At 37.6% G+C, this 16,626-nt stretch carries 24 protein-coding genes and 1 pseudogene; 15 read left to right on the forward strand and 10 right to left on the reverse strand.

Translation table 11 applies throughout. The features are described from left to right. The first annotated feature begins 45 nt into the window (after positions 1–45). Positions 46–285, forward strand: a complete 240-nt coding sequence (locus QZ289_RS01955) for a hypothetical protein (RefSeq protein ID WP_289688034.1) — start codon at positions 46–48, stop codon at positions 283–285. After that, positions 257–463, forward strand: a complete 207-nt coding sequence (locus tag QZ289_RS01960) for a hypothetical protein (protein WP_289688033.1) — start codon at positions 257–259, stop codon at positions 461–463. The genes QZ289_RS01955 and QZ289_RS01960 overlap by 29 nt, the downstream gene beginning before the upstream one ends. A 134-nt stretch (positions 464–597) precedes the next feature. Here QZ289_RS01960 and QZ289_RS01965 read toward each other — a convergent pair whose 3' ends face one another. The 5 genes from QZ289_RS01965 to QZ289_RS01985 all read right to left on the reverse strand — a co-directional run bounded on the left by QZ289_RS01965 (position 598) and on the right by QZ289_RS01985 (position 2,803). Next, on the reverse strand, positions 598–729 hold the full coding sequence (locus tag QZ289_RS01965) for a hypothetical protein (protein ID WP_289688032.1): 132 nt from the start codon (positions 727–729) through the stop codon (positions 598–600). A 53-nt stretch (positions 730–782) separates the two neighbouring features. After that, positions 783–1,619 (reverse strand): hypothetical protein, encoded by an 837-nt coding sequence (locus QZ289_RS01970; protein WP_289688031.1) that lies wholly within the window; start codon positions 1,617–1,619, stop codon positions 783–785. Beyond that, positions 1,616–1,945, reverse strand: a complete 330-nt coding sequence (locus QZ289_RS01975; RefSeq protein ID WP_041308936.1) for an STAS-like domain-containing protein — start codon at positions 1,943–1,945, stop codon at positions 1,616–1,618. Before QZ289_RS01975 ends, QZ289_RS01970 begins: the two co-directional genes overlap by 4 nt. A 136-nt stretch (positions 1,946–2,081) precedes the next feature. Continuing rightward, complete coding sequence (locus QZ289_RS01980) at positions 2,082–2,642, reverse strand: hypothetical protein (RefSeq protein WP_295698637.1); 561 nt, start codon at positions 2,640–2,642, stop codon at positions 2,082–2,084. Beyond that, positions 2,615–2,803: a hypothetical protein gene (locus tag QZ289_RS01985; protein ID WP_295698639.1), complete on the reverse strand. Its 189-nt coding sequence runs from the start codon at positions 2,801–2,803 to the stop codon at positions 2,615–2,617. Before QZ289_RS01985 ends, QZ289_RS01980 begins: the two co-directional genes overlap by 28 nt. Before the next feature lie 102 nt (positions 2,804–2,905). Here QZ289_RS01985 and QZ289_RS01990 point away from each other — a divergent pair. The 12 genes and pseudogenes from QZ289_RS01990 to QZ289_RS02045 all read left to right on the forward strand — a co-directional run. After that, positions 2,906–3,640, forward strand: a pseudogene (locus tag QZ289_RS01990) (helicase); the annotation flags it as partial. 206 nt (positions 3,641–3,846) lie between these two features. Continuing rightward, positions 3,847–4,425, forward strand: a complete 579-nt coding sequence (locus QZ289_RS01995; protein ID WP_295698645.1) for a hypothetical protein — start codon at positions 3,847–3,849, stop codon at positions 4,423–4,425. After that, entirely contained in the window at positions 4,425–4,724 is a 300-nt protein-coding gene (locus tag QZ289_RS02000; protein ID WP_295698648.1) for a DUF6094 domain-containing protein, read from the forward strand. Before QZ289_RS01995 ends, QZ289_RS02000 begins: the two co-directional genes overlap by 1 nt. Before the next feature lie 100 nt (positions 4,725–4,824). After that, positions 4,825–5,442 (forward strand): hypothetical protein, encoded by a 618-nt coding sequence (locus QZ289_RS02005; protein ID WP_295698650.1) that lies wholly within the window; start codon positions 4,825–4,827, stop codon positions 5,440–5,442. Positions 5,443–5,450: 8 nt separating this feature from the next. Then, the gene (locus QZ289_RS02010; RefSeq protein ID WP_295698653.1) at positions 5,451–5,816 is read left to right on the forward strand and encodes a hypothetical protein; all 366 of its coding nucleotides are present in this window, start codon (positions 5,451–5,453) and stop codon (positions 5,814–5,816) included. A 102-nt stretch (positions 5,817–5,918) separates the two neighbouring features. Continuing rightward, positions 5,919–6,182, forward strand: coding sequence for a hypothetical protein (locus QZ289_RS02015; protein ID WP_295698655.1), 264 nt, complete (start codon positions 5,919–5,921; stop codon positions 6,180–6,182). Positions 6,183–6,209: 27 nt separating this feature from the next. After that, the gene (locus QZ289_RS02020) at positions 6,210–6,434 is read left to right on the forward strand and encodes a hypothetical protein (RefSeq protein ID WP_295698657.1); all 225 of its coding nucleotides are present in this window, start codon (positions 6,210–6,212) and stop codon (positions 6,432–6,434) included. Between the two features lie 110 nt (positions 6,435–6,544). Then, entirely contained in the window at positions 6,545–7,030 is a 486-nt protein-coding gene (locus tag QZ289_RS02025; RefSeq protein WP_295698659.1) for a hypothetical protein, read from the forward strand. A 141-nt stretch (positions 7,031–7,171) separates the two neighbouring features. Then, the gene (locus QZ289_RS02030; RefSeq protein ID WP_295698662.1) at positions 7,172–7,384 is read left to right on the forward strand and encodes a hypothetical protein; all 213 of its coding nucleotides are present in this window, start codon (positions 7,172–7,174) and stop codon (positions 7,382–7,384) included. A 198-nt stretch (positions 7,385–7,582) separates the two neighbouring features. Next, positions 7,583–7,756, forward strand: a complete 174-nt coding sequence (locus QZ289_RS02035) for a hypothetical protein (RefSeq protein ID WP_295698664.1) — start codon at positions 7,583–7,585, stop codon at positions 7,754–7,756. Between the two features lies 1 nt (position 7,757). Then, entirely contained in the window at positions 7,758–8,066 is a 309-nt protein-coding gene (locus tag QZ289_RS02040; RefSeq protein ID WP_295698665.1) for a hypothetical protein, read from the forward strand. Between the two features lie 394 nt (positions 8,067–8,460). Continuing rightward, entirely contained in the window at positions 8,461–9,849 is a 1,389-nt protein-coding gene (locus QZ289_RS02045) for a methyl-accepting chemotaxis protein (protein ID WP_295698667.1), read from the forward strand. Here the strand turns inward: QZ289_RS02045 and QZ289_RS02050 are convergent. The 5 genes from QZ289_RS02050 to QZ289_RS02070 form a co-directional block, all read right to left on the reverse strand. Further along, on the reverse strand, positions 9,833–10,516 hold the full coding sequence (locus tag QZ289_RS02050; RefSeq protein WP_295698669.1) for a hypothetical protein: 684 nt from the start codon (positions 10,514–10,516) through the stop codon (positions 9,833–9,835). The genes QZ289_RS02045 and QZ289_RS02050 overlap by 17 nt on opposite strands. 12 nt (positions 10,517–10,528) lie before the next feature. Further along, on the reverse strand, positions 10,529–11,857 hold the full coding sequence (locus tag QZ289_RS02055) for a hypothetical protein (protein WP_295698670.1): 1,329 nt from the start codon (positions 11,855–11,857) through the stop codon (positions 10,529–10,531). 8 nt (positions 11,858–11,865) lie between these two features. After that, the gene (gene ilvA, locus QZ289_RS02060; RefSeq protein ID WP_295698673.1) at positions 11,866–13,086 is read right to left on the reverse strand and encodes a threonine ammonia-lyase; all 1,221 of its coding nucleotides are present in this window, start codon (positions 13,084–13,086) and stop codon (positions 11,866–11,868) included. Further along, positions 13,070–14,050 (reverse strand): DMT family transporter, encoded by a 981-nt coding sequence (locus QZ289_RS02065; RefSeq protein WP_295698676.1) that lies wholly within the window; start codon positions 14,048–14,050, stop codon positions 13,070–13,072. The genes ilvA and QZ289_RS02065 overlap by 17 nt, the downstream gene beginning before the upstream one ends. A 447-nt stretch (positions 14,051–14,497) precedes the next feature. After that, positions 14,498–14,953 carry a transcriptional repressor gene (locus tag QZ289_RS02070; RefSeq protein WP_295698678.1) on the reverse strand — a complete coding sequence of 152 codons (456 nt, stop codon included), beginning with the start codon at positions 14,951–14,953 and terminating at the stop codon, positions 14,498–14,500. Positions 14,954–15,257: 304 nt separating this feature from the next. On the opposite strand from QZ289_RS02070, the gene QZ289_RS02075 reads away from it, so the two are divergent. Next, the gene (locus QZ289_RS02075) at positions 15,258–16,625 is read left to right on the forward strand and encodes a methyl-accepting chemotaxis protein (RefSeq protein ID WP_295698679.1); all 1,368 of its coding nucleotides are present in this window, start codon (positions 15,258–15,260) and stop codon (positions 16,623–16,625) included. Position 16,626: the final 1 nt, after the last annotated feature.

The raw sequence follows: 16,626 nt of genomic DNA on the forward strand, positions 1-16,626 counted from the left end.
TCAAATAGGTATGCTATAATAAAACAACAAGGAAAGGATATTGTGATGACACTTATCATTGAAAACGCTAGTAGCGAATTTGCAGAAGCTATAAAAAATTTAGCAAAAATCGCTAATGCTGCGGTTTGTATCCAAACAGACAAAAGCAAAGAAAAAGAATCTTGTTTGATTGAGGAAACCGATATTTACAACGATTTTCAGGCAAGAAAAGCAACAAATCCCAAGCAATACGCTCAATTAACACAAGAAGTAAAAGATGAAATATTCGGTATCAATCATCAATAAGGCACTCAAAAGTTTAGAAAAAATCCAAAAATCATCCCCTCATGATACCGATAGGATTCTAACTCTTATTGAAATTCTTAAAGAAAATGACGAACCACATTTGCTTCCAAATGCAAAAAAACTTAAAGGACACAAACACAAAATTGCTATCGATGGAGAATTGGAGATTATCGAGTGATTGGATATATCAAGCATAACGAATTAATTATTGAAATCATCAAAATAACTTCACGACAAGAAGCATACAAGTAGCTGATGAGAATTGTGAGAATTGGGCAGTCTACTTAGAGATGCAGCGATGTGTTTATTGTGTTATAATTCTCTTAATCCAAAGACTTTACTATCGGCGATAGTTTGCTCATTATGAGTGGGTGCTTTGGATTCTAATGTGGGTTGATTGAACTTATTGCTTATGATTTCTGTCCCTACATATTCCCTTGACAATCTCTACTCTACAATTTCCTTTTGACAGCTCTTACTCTTGCTATAAGCAATTCTTAAAAAACATCGTCAATAGAATTTGTATTTGGTAAAACAATCTTCTGTATCATTGTGTCTATATCATAGTCTAATTTTCTCATTGAATTTTCGTCAATTTCAAAACAAACCAAAGTGCATTCAAAATTGTGTTTCAATCGCCTTACACTAATACCATCTTTGTTTCTAACACTCACAAGAGTATCTTGAGATAAAATTACTAATTCACTTTCTTTAATGTCCTGTATGAGTTGTGATATAACAAATAGCCCATATCCAATATTCCTTTCTGAAGCGTAAAGCAAATTATATGATGATGTTGTAATGCCTTTTTCAAGAGCTTTTTTGATAGCTTCTTCTTGTGTATTGATGTTAGAAAATTTTCTCTTGATGTTTGCAAGAAAACCAATTCCATTGTCAAGAGCTGAAAACTGAACTTTCTTTTTGGTTTTGTAATATTGAGCAATGGCTATACCATTACCATTGGAATGGTCTGCAATGTTGTTAAGTATTTCGGAGATAACATACCTAAAGCAATCTTTTATATCTTTTTGTATTTCGTTTAGGATTTTTGCATCATTAAGTGTTTTTGATAAAACTCGCACAAGTTCGTAGGTGCTTTTTTCAACATCATTTCTGGAGCATATATTCATTAGCGAAGAACCGCTTTTGGAATGAATACCCTTTTGTGTAAAAGTAAAAAAATCATTTTTTACTTCATTTCCATTAAGAATCCCTCTTCCCATTAGGTTTTCAATAAGCAAAATATCAGCAGTTTCCATCCACGAATTAAATTGCAAAAAGTCTTTGTTCTGAATACAAAGTAGTGTTTGCTCAATGCGTTCTAGGAGATTCAAACTCTGCCCTCAAGTTTTTTTGCTCGTTCCCTTATGGCATAGTTAAACATACTTTTGATAGTGTCATTTGCGTTAATAAGCACAATATGCTCTTTAAGAAAGCTGATACCAAAACGAGTAACCATCAATCCAAAAACTTCATCAGCAAATGCATGAGCAACGCCCTCAATGCCATTAAAATCTACTGCAATAGCGGATTGCTTCTTCTCCAAAATTTCATCGACAATTCTAGCGTGAAGATTCTCTCCGCTACCTCTACTACCAAGGAAATCAAAATCCCCACAAATTGATTTAACATTAAGGGAATGATTTAATTGTCCATTCATAACTTATCCTTTCTGTATGTTTTGCGGAATTATATTAAGATGTAAGTCAATAAATCAAACAAGCACACATCATTCCACAGACAATGTAACCTTTGGTAAAAGTAAGAAATTCTTATGGGAGGGGAACAAATCACGACTAATTCTTGTCTATATCTTTGCTTGTAGTAAATTTGTTCAAAAACTCCTTACCCATATGTGTTTGAGCCAATCCCTCAAGCATTGCTCCTACACTTGTTCCGCCCTTTGATGATAAAATATCTCCTATCTTACTCATACCATCTTGCACATCCCCACCATTTGCGATAATTTTCATATCTGCACTTACAAGAGCTTTAGCTTGTTCGATACCTATCTTTTCGCCCGCTTCCACTTGTCTTATAGTAACAAGATAATGCTGGTATCCCTCATTCTCGCCAATCTCTTTTGCCAATGTGATTTGTGCAGTTACTGGAGCTAGTTCTTTTAATTTCAAAGCCTCCGCTTCAGCTGCACCTATTTTAGCAATACCTTGCGATTCTTTATCTTTTACTTCTAAAAGTGCGGCTGCTTCCAAAAATTGTTTTTCCTTATCAGCTTCGGCATTTTTTCTAGCTTCCGCATCAATTTCAATCTTTCTTTTTTCCTCTTCTGCCTTGACAAGTTCCGCTTCTTTGTTAATTTCTGCTTGTTTTACCTTTTCGACACGAACGACCTCCATATTTTTTCTTGCGTGATTTTCTCCTGCTCCTTGATAGCTTGTTTTGCCCTTTCACTGCTGATAGCCACTTCTCTTTCGTTTTCCACAGTTTTTAAACCCACTACCTTATTGGCTTCTTGTTGCTTAACTTCTGTTAATTGCTGGGCTTCAATTTCTGCCATTTGAGTCTCTTTTTATTGTTAGCCACTTCAATATGACTTTCTTTCTCTATTTCCGAAATCTTTTTGCTCTAGAATCTCGAATTTGCTAAAGAACATCAGCAAGGGCGAAAATCTTTGGTGTATGTTTCTTACTCCAATCTAGGAACGACAGAGCGATTAGTTGCTGCTTTGGAAACCTTACTTAAATCCTCTGTTTGTATTAAGGTTCTTAATGGAAACATTGAGGCTAAAAAGAGAGATGCGTGGATAAAAAAGAATCCTTGTGACGTTTTAATAACAAATCCTGAACTTGTAAAAACAGGGCTAGATTTGTTTGAGTATCCAAGCATATTTTTCTACCAAACAGGGTATAACACTTTCACGCTTAAACAAGCCTCTCGCCGTTCTTGGAGAATTGGGCAAAAAGTTTCGTGCAAGGTGTTTTTCTTGGTATATGAGCGAACCCCACAATCTGTTGCTTTAGCTCTTATGAGTAGAAAAATTAAGGCAGCAAATTTGCTTGAGGGACGACTTGTAACCACAGAAAACGAGCTAGGTGCTTTTTGCAATGAAGTCTCAATACAAGACCAAATTGCAAAAGCTATATTATCAGGCGACAAGTCAGATGATAGTGAAAGTCCTACTAACGAGTGGGTATTTGTTCCTGGAGAATGGAATGCTTTTGAAGCGTTATATAACGCAAAAAAAGAAAAGCAACCTAAAATTAAGGTAGCTCATGTCTCTAGCGGTAAAGATGATAAATACAAAACTCATTCACAAGTAAAAAAATCTCCTGTAAAAGAAGTGGTAACGCCTGTTCCTAGTGTCTCATTGTTTGACCCTAGTGCAAGAGAGTAAATGTTACTATCTACAAAGGAAAAAAAGCACAAGTGGTTGAAATGAGTGGCGAAGACATCATCAAAAAGCTAGAAAGTGAAAACAATAGCGGGATTCAATTATCACTATTTTAGTTTTCAGGTGCAGTGGCGGTTGGGTTTATCCCTTTTTGAAAAATAAGGGGAATTTCCCTTCCGTGTTTATATATTTGCTTTAGGAGGCAAAAAATGGTTAAAGAAATTTTTGAAATGATAATAGATAGGAGAAGCGTTGATTGTGTAGATTTTGTAGAAAACAATAGAGAAATTGTTTTACTTGAAATTGTAGGGCAATCTCAAATCTGCCGCAGCGTTAGTGCCTATTTTATGAGTGGAAATCGCTCTGTTGCTGCATTAATAGGGGATAAAAACTATTTTATAGGAGAGACCTCTTATGCACGGGTAGAAGATGTGATTAAGGAAGGTTACAGCCACATAACGATTTATCAGCGGGATATTTTTCAAGATTGCAATATGTTCTTTTTTCCTTCACGGGATAAAGAAGATTTAATGAATGGGTTCAAGACTTGGCTCAACAAAATAGCCTTACCTGTGCCTAGAGAAGAAGGGTTTATACAATTCTTTCTTCAAACTTTGCTTGACACAAGAAATATTGAGCTAAAAATGTCGCTTAATGGGCTGTATAACTATGGTGTTGTCAATTTTGCAAGATTGTCTGCAAATGACTATGAAGAACTCGCATATATTATAGAAGCATGTTATGCGGAGTATAAAAAATCAAATTTTAAAATTCAAGGAGTTGCATAATGGCAAGATTGGAATCGGACAAAAAGTTAGGATTTTTTCCTACAAATAGTGCAACCGTAAATGAGTTCCTAGACAAAATTTCAATTACAGGCAAACAAGAAAATTTCTTGGTGTGTGATTCTTGCTGTGGCGAAGGTGTTGCCCTTTCTTTGTTTAAACGCTTTAGTGGTGTAAAAACCTATGGAGTAGAACTAGACACTGAGAGAGCAAAAAAGCATCTTTGGTTATTGATGAGCTTATCAACGATGATGGCTTACGCGTCATTAAGAGCCATAATGCTTTTGGGTTTTTGTTTTTGAATCCTCCTTATGGGGATACTAAAAATATATATCATGAAAATGTTCGCTTGGAAACTGAATTTGTCAAAAAATGGGCTCAAGTGTTGCTAATGGTGGGTATATGTTGCTTATCATCAATCCTAGTAGTGCTAATGCAAAAATGGCAGAAGTTCTATCAAACTCACGCTTCAAAGTGGAGAGTGTATTTTTTGATGATAACAGCGATTACCAAAATTTTAACCAATTCTTTATTCTCTTAAAAAAGGATAAGGACGGATTGGTTTCGGCGGATGAGGTGCTATCGCAAATTCAAATTGAAAAGGCGGTAAACCTTAAGGATATTCTTTCTTTTGACATTAACATACCTCAAAACAATCTTGCTAATCTTATCTTTAGGGCCCCTAAAGGATTGCAGGAATGGCAAAAAATTGAGTTGCTTAATAATGCTTCTAAAACAATTAATTTTAGAGCAAGGCTATGTCGCACGAGCTCAATCGGAGCATCAAGCATCCAAACACCAAACGAAGGGCAATCTGCTTTATTGCTTGGTGCTGGAATCTGCGATGATGCCATTAATGGTTTTCTTATTAAGGGGAGCATTAAAAAGGTTGAAACCGTAGGCGATGATGCGGTGAGGACTGATGACAAGGGGAATACAAAAACGCGTGTGCAAGAGCAATTCTGCACTGAGGTTTATGCTTTCGATACAAACGAAGGCATTTATATGAAATTAGTCTAGGAGAACCAATGAGCATTGAAATCTATAAAATCACAAGAACTGCTTATGTTGATGAGGCTAAGATTTATCTTATCCCTGAAACAAGAGTTTTTGCGGATAGAGCACAGGCTTTGGACTACTACTATTCTCAAATAGAAAATAATCTTGGAGTTTGCTTAACAGGAATGTGTTTCGAAGAAATAGAACAACTCTTGAAGCAAAACTATGTGAGTGGCAAGATTAAATTTGCTTATCACTTTAACAAGGAAAGATTGCATCTAAATCAACCAAAATGCCCTCATTGTCTTAGCAATGTCGAAGCATCGGCGGTAGATGGATACAAATACTTTTGCCCTGATTGTGAAGAGGATTTTCTATCTTTTGAGGTTGTCTAACCGTTGCCCATTGCAAATGGTTATCCGTTATGGAGTTGCCTTATGGCTTATTGTTGAAAAATGTGCTCCAATAAAAGGAGATAGCAATAGAAAGGAACTGCAATGAATATAGCATATAATTTTAGTAAAAATTTTGAAATTTTACTTGATATATTTGCTGAACGCATTTGCAACAAAGATGGCGAAGGTTCTGCTATTACTAAAGACGAAGTCTTTAAAATGGCTGGAGCGATTATCGCAGAATCAAGGGAAGTAGCTAAAAATACGGTAGAGGAAATCTCTGTAACTCAATCTGATTTAAAGATGTTAGAAACTAACACTAAGGCTGAGTTTAAATCCGTAAGGGCTGAAATACAAGAGTTTTAGGCTGAGTTTGCCAAGGTTCGCAATGAAATGTCTGAGTTTCGTGAAGAAGTTCATCAGGAGATGGCTGAAATGAAGCAAGAACTTAAACAAGAAATTGATGAAGTTCGTGGCGATATTAAAGCCTTAGAGTCCAAGATTGATATTAAGCTTTCTAAATCGCATTCAAGTGTGCTTAAATGGGTGGTTGGAACTCAGGCTGCTTTGTTTGCTGTTTTTATAGCCATTCTTGGAGTTGTTATTAGCAAACTATAACTCAACTATATTCTTCTTTTTGCCCAATAGGTCGGGAATGCACTTTTTAACATTCCCGCAAGGGTTGTGTGCTTTCCTCATTTGTCTTTTAATATTTAAAAGGATACACAATGTCTCTAGCACACACGTTAGTGATGAATGCTAGTGGAAAATTAATTAACCCATTTGCACTTAAAGATAGCGATTTTGATGTAAATGTCATCGCACAAACCTTAAGCCGCACTTGTAGATTCTGGGGACAAACTAAAAGATTTTACAGCGTAGCACAGCATTGTCTTGTGATGGCTGAAATCTTTGAGGGAAACTTAGAATTGCAAAAATGGGCTTTACTCCACGAAGCATTCGAAGGTCTTACAGGAATGGATATACCATCTCCGATTAAAAATTCTCCACACATGCAAGCATACAGAGAAGCAGAGGAAAGGGCGTTAAATCAAACAGCTAACCTGTTTGGTCTCACTCCTCCTATGCCTGAAGAAATCAAAATAGCAGATAAGCGGTTAATGGTTTCAGAGGCTCTTGTGCCTATGAATACGGAGAACTACGAATGGGGTCAGATGCCACACCTTATAATGAGGATATTCTCGAAATTATAAGAGAGGAATCCGAGGCTGAAAATATACAAAATCTCCACGAAAACATCAAGCAACGCTTTTTGTCAAAATGGAAACAGCTTTTTGGTCATCTTGTGGCTTAGTGGCATTTTGCCTGTTGTAAATAAAAATAAAGGATTAAAAATGGAAAAAGAAATTAGCGCAAAGTTAAGTTTATTCGGATTCGTCAATAAGAATTTTTACGCTTTCTGCCAAAAAGGATTTGATAGCGTGAAAGATGCTGAAGTATTTTTATTGTCTGAAATGGGAAAAATTTTCAATAAGCATCTCGCTTCAAATATTGAAGATGACGAAGATGCTAGTGACGAAAACTACAATGATAAAAAACTCGTATAGCCTATTGGCTGAATGAGAATATCAAAAGCTGTAAAGTCACAGTTGAAAATCCTTTTTCTTGCACCGAATACGATTTCACTCGATTCTTGCATCAGTAATTAGTCGTGCATAGCACTGTTGCCACCGATAGGGCAGATTTTTTTGCCCTATATGGCAATAAGTCTGTTCTTTGGTCTATTTATATCGAAAGGACACACGATGAAAATTTTTATAGCCTTAATGTTTGTATTTGTAGGTTTTGGAGCAGCTACAACTGCACTAACTCCATCTAAAGTTTGTTTTACTTCTTATAGCGATTCAAGTGTCAAGCAACGATATGCAAGTGCTTTTAAGCACTCATTCAATCAATGCGACATCAGCACAAGGAGGTAATATGAGCAAGGCAACTGCAAACAGCACAGACGCTCTTTTCGCTCCAAATCGTATATTTGCCTTTATTCTTCTAAAATATGGAATCAGCCCTAAAACAATGTGGAAACGCAATGGCATTTATGGCTGCGGCAATAGCGGATTTCGTTTTTATCCTAATGACTTTACTGTTAGCATTGACAAATGGGAAAGCGAATATATAGGAGGAAGGTATGAGAGAAATTTTGTAACAACTTTCTACAAAGTATCTATCAACAAGGAAAGAAAAACCATTTCTTGGGAAGAGGTATCATTAAATAAAATGATACCTTAAGAGAAATGACTTGCTATATTATTAAAAACCAAATAGGAATCAATGTTCGTTTTTTCTGTTTGGTTTCCCTTTTTGGGTTTTTCAAAAGATTTACAAAAAGAATCCTTTGAAAAGCTCTAAAACTAAAATAGGTAGGTTGAATATTGCCATTTTTTTGGTTATAAATTCGGTAACAAGTTGCAAAATATAAAAACTTATTTAAACACATTGTGAGTCCATAGAGTTTTTATTGAATCCCTGCGCGTCCACCACTTCAAAAACTTTAGAATCCCCTTTCCCATCTCTTTATATCAATCCGTAAATATAGGCAATCGTCTCTTGAATTGTAGTTTGCTATTAAGCCTAAAAAGATAAAATCGTTCAAATGAAAGCATTTTTCCAAAGGTCGAATATAATGAAAACAATGATAGCATTTGTAGCTATTCTTAGTCTTATGGGTATAATATTAGATATATCTTATAATATAAGCATACATAGTTTATGTTATGGTTTGATTGCTGTCTTTGCGTTGTTGAGTTATTATAAGCTTACTCAAAGAGCACAATTTATACAGCGAATTGTTGAATGTTCAAAATACTACCGCAATGGTGAGTTTGAAAAACGTATCCTGCGAATTAATGTTGATAAAGATTTGTATGAGCTTGCTCACAATATCAATATTCTTATCGATAATCTTGAAGTTTTTATGCGCGAAATCAGCACTTCTGTTCGCTCCACGCAAGAGGGAAGATATTATCGTAAAGCATTTGCACAGGGGCTTAAAGGGGCTTTTGCCATCAATATACACAATATTAATCAAACCCTAGAAAGCATAGAGCAAAATGCAAAAGATAATATTAAAAATGCCCTTGCAAAGTCCCTTATGGATATGAGCTTAGATAATCAAAATACAGACCTAACCCGTATCAGTTTGCATTTAGAAAATGATGTTGAATATATGAAACACGTTGATGATAATGTCAATAATATGCAAGCACTTTCCTTTGATTCTAAAAAAGATGTTACCTCTATTACGGATTCTATTAATGAATTGGCGGAGTTGATTGCAGAAAATAGCATTATTATTGATAATTTTGCTCAAAAGTCAAATGATATTGCTCAAGTGCTTGGTATGATTAGCGATATTACCGATCAAACTAACCTCCTAGCACTTAATGCTGCCATTGAAGCAGCAAGAGCAGGGGAACACGGGCGAGGCTTTGCTGTGGTGGCTAATGAGGTGCAAAAGCTAGCCGAGCGCACACATAAGGCGACAAATGATATAGCTATCGTGGTGCAAACAATGCAGCAAGAAATCGAGCAAATCACCACTAGTTCTTCAAAAGTAGCAGATATTGCTACTCAAAGTCATCAAAAAACAGAGCATTTTAGCGGTGTGTTTGATACGATGGAGAAAAGTGCCTCTAATCTTTTTGTAGTGTTTTCAACCCTTACCAAGCGGCTTTTACTCAGTATTGGCAAATTAGAGCATATTGTATATAAATCAAGCGTATATTTAAGCTTTAATCTTGGTAGAGAAGTGCTTGATTTTAATCGCGCGCTCTCAACAGGTAATTTACTCTCCATAGAAAGCAATCTTACAAGTTTGGGGCTTGATACGCACTCCTTTTATGCCTTGCAAAAACAAATGAGTGATTGCGTTGGGCATACTACCATTAAATTAGGCGAGGAAGTGAATGCACAAAATGCACAGAGCATTATTGAGGGTTTAAAACAGCTTGAGCAATACAGCAAAACATTTATGCAGTTTTTAGAAGAAAAGAAAGTTAGCATTGAGATGTGATAAGCCCGCTTTGGGGCAGGATACAGAGATGCTTACTATATGCGCCCTTAAGCAAGGTGATTTTAAAGGCAGAGAGTAGGGGCGTGGGGATTCTACCGCAATAGGGTGCGCCATATCGATCAAAATAAACTCGTGCGCCCTCACGCTCCTTGCAGAATCCATCAGCTTCTATCAATATCCCATCTATGCCAAAAAATTCTCCTAGCCTCACTAAAGCAAGGGCATTATTCTTGCACTCCTGTGCGGTATTGGTGTTATTATAGGCGCTTAAGCATTTTCTCTCCATATTTTTGAGGATAATATCCCCCGCCATAGGACGAGAATCAAAATCGGTAGTAGTAGCCCTGCGTGGCGTATCGATATAAAAGCTATAACTATATATTGTGTAGATTTTGCCTAAGTGGAACTGCACCTGCCACATTGCGTTATGATGATGGATAAGAAGTGAATTTGCATTAAGCGAAGGGTAGGCTTTTAGCATATCTTGAGTGGCTGCGGCTTGTAGATATGTGCTATCATCGCTTAAGGCGGTGAACTGGAGTGTCTTTAAATGTGTGATAAGGCTGCTATGGGCTACCTCTAGGGAGTGGTTATTACTGCCCTTAGGGAGGAAAATAAAAAGTATGGCTACCAAAGAAAGGGCTATGATAAGCTCAAAGAGTTTCATCAAGTTAAGGCATTATGGAGATGGCACATTGCTTTTATGCGTAGTATGGGGGGTGTGTATATGCTTAGAATCTTTATCTTTTTGCTTTGTATGTGCCTGTGTAGTTGCAATAGGGGTGCTTTGCTTAGAGGGGAGAATGATAAAGGCAGCTATCTTTTTACCCAAATACACAATAGGGATTTCATTCTCATACGTTTGGCTTAAGTCATTTGTAGGGAGCAAATAAGGACTTTGAGCTTGCTCGATACCATAGAATCTAAGGCTAAGGGCTAGCCTATGATTCCCTACATCAATAGATTCTATCCCCTTTTGCCGCAATGCCTTTGCTAAATCTTTGCTAATGTAGTATGAGCTTGCAAAATGACTTTTTACATCAAAGAGATAGAGAATCTTATTCGCATACAAAACAAAGCTTTGTGCGAAAAGCAGTATTAAAATGATAGTAAATCGCCTTACATAAGCCATTCTATAAGGCTTAAGCCGCATTCTCATATCTGCAAAGAATTGCCTCACAGCCACAGGGAGTGCTACCACACTCATAGGAAACAAACTCTCCAAATCGACATTTTGACGAATAGAGAGCAGCACGACAAAAAACATAGAAACCGCACCAATATGCACAAGAATATTATTTTGCTTTTTAAGCGCATTGATAAGCGTATAGCAATAATATATCAAAAACAAAGGGGAGAAAAATATCATCATTTGCCCCAAATTAGACAAAAAGTGATTGCGTGGAATCCCTGATATATCTAAGCCAAAAAGATACATATTAAGCGCAAAAAGCAAAAGTGAGATAAACATCCCCCACATATTTTTATTCTTAAGCGTAAAAAAGAAAAATGCAAAAAACAAAATCGCAAAGCTCCCATCGACAAATGCTGCTATAAGCATAGTGAAATAAGGCATTTTATTAAATCGTATTTGATAATAGCAGCATAAAAACGTAATGCAGATAATCAAGCCACTTTTTAAAACAAAAAGCGCACTAAAGATTACTCCGGGCAAGAGCGCGTAGATGAGCACGACAATAAGTGAATCTCTAGGCTTTTGAAGGTATAGCCTAGAGATTCTATACAAAAGAAACATATTGCATATATGGATAAGGATAAAGGGCAGCCGCAGGGCATAGTCATTTTGCCCAAAGAGTGAGAGGGAATATCGCGCAATCATAAAGGCTAAATCATTAGAGTAAAACACCCCAGCAGCTTCCCTATGATGGATACTCATATCCCCACAAGCAAAGAGTAAAAGCGCTACATTGACGCTCAAAATAAGGCAAAATAGCACATTTGTGCGAAAATTAGAAACCCTATATTTCTCCCATAGCTGCTTAAACATACCCACACCTAGCTAATTTCACTAAAGGTATAGCCACTTGCCTTTAGCTTCTCGCGGATAAGGGCTTTATGCTCCTCTCCTTTGGTTTCAAGCCCTAGAGTGATAAGCGCATCGCCATATTTTAGCATTACTGATGTCCTATCATACTCCACTTGCACGATATTTGCACCCACAGAGCTTAAAATATCTGTAAGCCCTTGCAAACTCCCGGGCTTATCTACAAGCACGACTTTAAGCCGCATTTTACGATTGGATTTGAGCAAACCCTTTTCAATAATCACACTTAGCATAGTAATATCGATATTCCCGCCGCTTAAGATAAGCCCCATTTTGTCATTTGGCTTTATGGCAAATTTATTATGCAGCACACTCGCCACACTCGCGGCTCCTGCACCCTCTACGACAAGCTTTTGCTTCTCGAGTAAGAATAAAATCGCATTAGCAATTTCCTCATCATCTACACTCACTATTTCATCGACACATTCTTGCAAAAGGGCGAAGTTCTCCGCATTGACATCACGCACGGCAATCCCATCGGCAATACTCCGCACAGAATCTACCTTAATGATATGTTTGCTATCAAAGGAACGTTTCATCGCATCAGCCCCCGCTGCGACTACACCAACTACCCGCACTTTAGGGCAGAGCTTTTTATACACGCTCCCTATCCCGCCAATGAGCCCTCCTCCACCCACAGGCACAACAATAGTGGTAATATCCCTACACGCTTCAATCATCTCTAGGGCTATGCTTCCCTGCCCGGCTATCACTTCTTCATCGGCAAAGGGGTGGATAAATACCAAGTCCCGCTCTTTAGCAATCTCTAAGGCTCTTCCATAAGCCTCATCATAGTTGTCTCCGCTTAGCACGACCTCTGCGCCTAGATTTTTAGTCGCACTCACTTTGAGTAAGGGTGTGGCTTCAGGCATTACAATCACCGCCTTTAGCCCAAAATGCTGTGCAGCATAGGCTACGCCTTGCGCGTGATTCCCCGCACTTGCGGCAATAACGCCATTAATATGGTAAGAATCCCCCTCTACCAAAGAAGCGATTTTATTAAACGCCCCGCGAATCTTAAACGCCCCTGTAAGCTGGAGATTCTCTTTTTTGAGGTAAATCTCTGCGTTCGCTAAACGCGAAAGCACAGGCGCATAGCTAAACGCCGTGGGAATCACTACATCTTGCAAACGCTGCTTTGCCTTAAGGGCTTTGTCATATATGTTTTTCATTGCGTTCCTTTGAGCGATTTTTGTCGTGGATTCTACCCTGCCTTGCGTTAAGGTAACTTGAATATTTCATATATCGCTTTATATCATTAAGCAAAATAGGCGCTCCCACGCCAATGCCAGAAAAGATAATAAGGCATATCCCTATGCTTGTAGGAAGATTAGGCAGACTATCCCCAAGTGCTATCCCAAGCCCTATGCTAAATACTAAACGCGTATAATCAATAGGCGCGACAATCCCCGCAGGAGCAAGCATATAAGCCCGCGTAAGATAATGCTGCCCTAAAGTGCCAAAAAGCCCAAGCAACACGATATGCAGCCATTCCCAATCTTGTGGCATAATCCACATATCGCTAAGATAAGGCAAGGGAGTGAAGCTCACACATAGGGCGATAATGCTCATCGCCACCCCTGTGGCAAATACCGCCGCCCAAGAGTTGAAATAGTCTTTAAGCGCACGCAAGTTTAAAAAGGCTATTGCCATAAACAAGCCATTTATCACCCCAAAGAGAATATTTATCATGTCTAACCCCTCAAGATGAGGATCGCAAATCAATAAAATACCCACAAAGCCTACAATTGTGGAAAGAATGACCCCTAGATTATAGCGTTCCTTTAAAAAAATGAGGGAGAGTAGCACGATGTAGAGGGGCATACTTTGCGCAAAGGCAGTGGCTGTGCCAAGCGGTATGGTAGCGATATTATAAAAAAGTGCAACAAAGCTTAGCCCCCCAGTCATTGAACGAGAGATTAAAAACCACCAACCACCTTTTTTGTGTGTAGGATTCTTTAAAGGTTTGCTAAAGACTATGGGAAGGAGCATAACCACCATTACAAACGAGCGAAAAAACGCTACTTCCATAGCAGGAAGGGATTGTGTGAGAATCTTTGCCTCCGCACTCATCAGCGCGAATAAAAACGAGGAAAGAAGCATAGCAAAAATGCCACGTGCAATATTTTGCTTCATAAATTGCCCCCTTGTGCTAAAAATAAATAATCCAAAACTTCTTTCACAAGCGAAGTATATCTTTACTTACTAATTAAATGGAATCTCATTGTGAAGAGAAATGATAGCATTTGTGAATGAGATGATGGGTTTTGCTTCTTAACAAACACTACTTTGCTGAAATTTGAGATTCTTTAATATTTTATATGTGGGTTGAGCGTATCTTACCCTAGAGAATCTATACTTTTTAAAACTCACTTTGTAGGTGTGGAGTGAGAGGGTAACCCAGCGAACACTTCGTGCGTATGATAGAATAAAGCGTAGCTTGAGTTATAAGTGCGTGCTTTTGTCCTCAAGGGCTATCACCCTTTGCAAGATTAAATCCCTTCGAGATTGAATGGTGCGAAGCAGGAATCTACTTCCTGCAAAGCAAGACCCTTGCTTGCAAATAGTATAGGCATTAAAGGCTTAAAGCCCTTGACATTTGGAACATTTCACAAAAAGTCGCATATCGTGGCTAATAAGGTTTGCGCCAAATTGCTTTGCTACTTCAAGCTGTAATCGCTCAATCTCTGTATCAACAAACTCAATAATATCCCCACAGCTAAGGCAAATAATATGATCGTGATGCTCTTTTGCTGCTATTTCATAACGTCTTCCACTTTTATCCGCTTCAAGTGCGGTGATAAAATGCTCTTTCTCAAGAAAGTTGAGGATTCTATATACTGATGAGATACTCGTATTTTTATCCGTTGTTTTGATGATGTTAGTAATCTCTTCAGGGCTTAAGTGTGTGCCACTTTTATACAAAACAGCGACTATTTCTTCTCGTTGTTTAGAGTTTTTAAGCCCATTTTTTTTAATAGAACTCCGTAGTCTGTCTAAAATTGAATCAAGTGTTTCTAAACGATGATTGGCATTCATAATACCCTCCTTATCTTTCGTGTCATATTTGTAGGAATGTTAGGATTCTTACTTTGCTAAGAATTATAGCAATAAAATATATACAGAAATGTAAATAAGAAGGCTTATCATAATAAAATATTACGCTGTTAGCCAAAAATGTGCATTTTTTTAACAAAATACGCTGTTTTTATGATGTTTTTATGATATTTACAAAGAGATATGATGAATGAGAAATTTGTAAATAAAAATATGGCACAATACTCACCATAGTTTTAATATGATTTCACCTTCAAGCAATCACAAAATACAAGGAGCACAATCAATGTTTAACTCTAAGATACTTCAACGACAGATAATAGAAAAAGATGCGCAAATTGCACGTCTTATGCAAGAACTTAAAATGTATAAATCTCTTGTAGAGTTTTCTCAAGCTGAGGCAATTGTAGGAATAAAAGGGAATGAAGTAGTATATAAAAACAATGTTGCTCAGGGACTTGTAAACCTTCATCACCTTGTCCCTCAACTTAATGAAAAAGCCACACACGCAAATTGTATGCATAATGAATATAGCGTTACACATATGCGAATTGATGACACTATGTATTATTCAATTCTTCCTCTTAATACCCTTACAGATTCAAGCTCTGGCACAAATCTTTTTGAAGTCTATACCAAGAGCCTTAAAACAGGTGTTACCGAAACTCAAGCTTCCCTACAAGATGTCCTTACAGAATCAAATGCTGTAGCTGAATATTCTGTGAAAGCTGCTGAATCTGCCGAAGACGGCTTAGGTATGAGTGCAAAAGCCTTAGAAGAAATAGAAGTGCTTTATGAAAAAATGCAGGTTGCCTCTGATTTAGTAAATTCTCTCACACAACGCAGTAATGAAATCACAAGCGTGATTTCTCTTATTGATGATATTGCCGATCAAACTAACCTCCTAGCACTTAATGCTGCCATTGAAGCAGCAAGAGCAGGAGAACACGGGCGAGGCTTTGCTGTGGTCGCCGATGAGGTGCGAAAATTGGCTGAAAAGACACAAAAAGCGACAAGAGAAATTGCCGTGGTGGTTAAATCTATGCAGCAAGAGGCTAATGACATTCAAACAAGCACTGAAGAAACAAACGAAGCCACAGGGAATGTGCGTGAAGGTGTGGCAAAACTCCATAGCCTTGTCAATAATCTTAAAGTGGGAAGCCTTATTACCAAATACAATACCTTTAACTTAAGCAATAGAATCTTCTGTGTATTGGCAAAGCTTGACCACGTAGTGTATAAAAATAATCTTTACTCTTATATCTTTGGCTTGGCAGATAGCTTTAATTGCGTTGATCATCATAACTGCCGCTTGGGCAAATGGTATTTTGAAGGTGATGGCAAGGCAACATTTGCAAATACACAAGGATACAAGGCGCTTGATACATTCCACGCAGGGGTGCATACTGAAGCTATTACACTTGCACAAACCTTCGCTGATGAAACTCAAAGCTGCCCAAAAAGCTTTATAGACGCTAGAATCTTAGCAATGGAGCAAAATTCTGATGGCGTTATGAAATCTATTGTAGAGATGTATAACGAAAAACGCGAAGAAGTGCTCAATGAAATCAAACAATTAGAATCCGAAATAGTGCAAACTGAACACACCTCAACAGCCCTTCCAAACGCACAACATGAGACAAAAGAATCATAAG

Source organism: uncultured Helicobacter sp. (genome assembly GCF_910577135.1).
Lineage (GTDB): Bacteria > Campylobacterota > Campylobacteria > Campylobacterales > Helicobacteraceae > Helicobacter_C > Helicobacter_C mastomyrinus.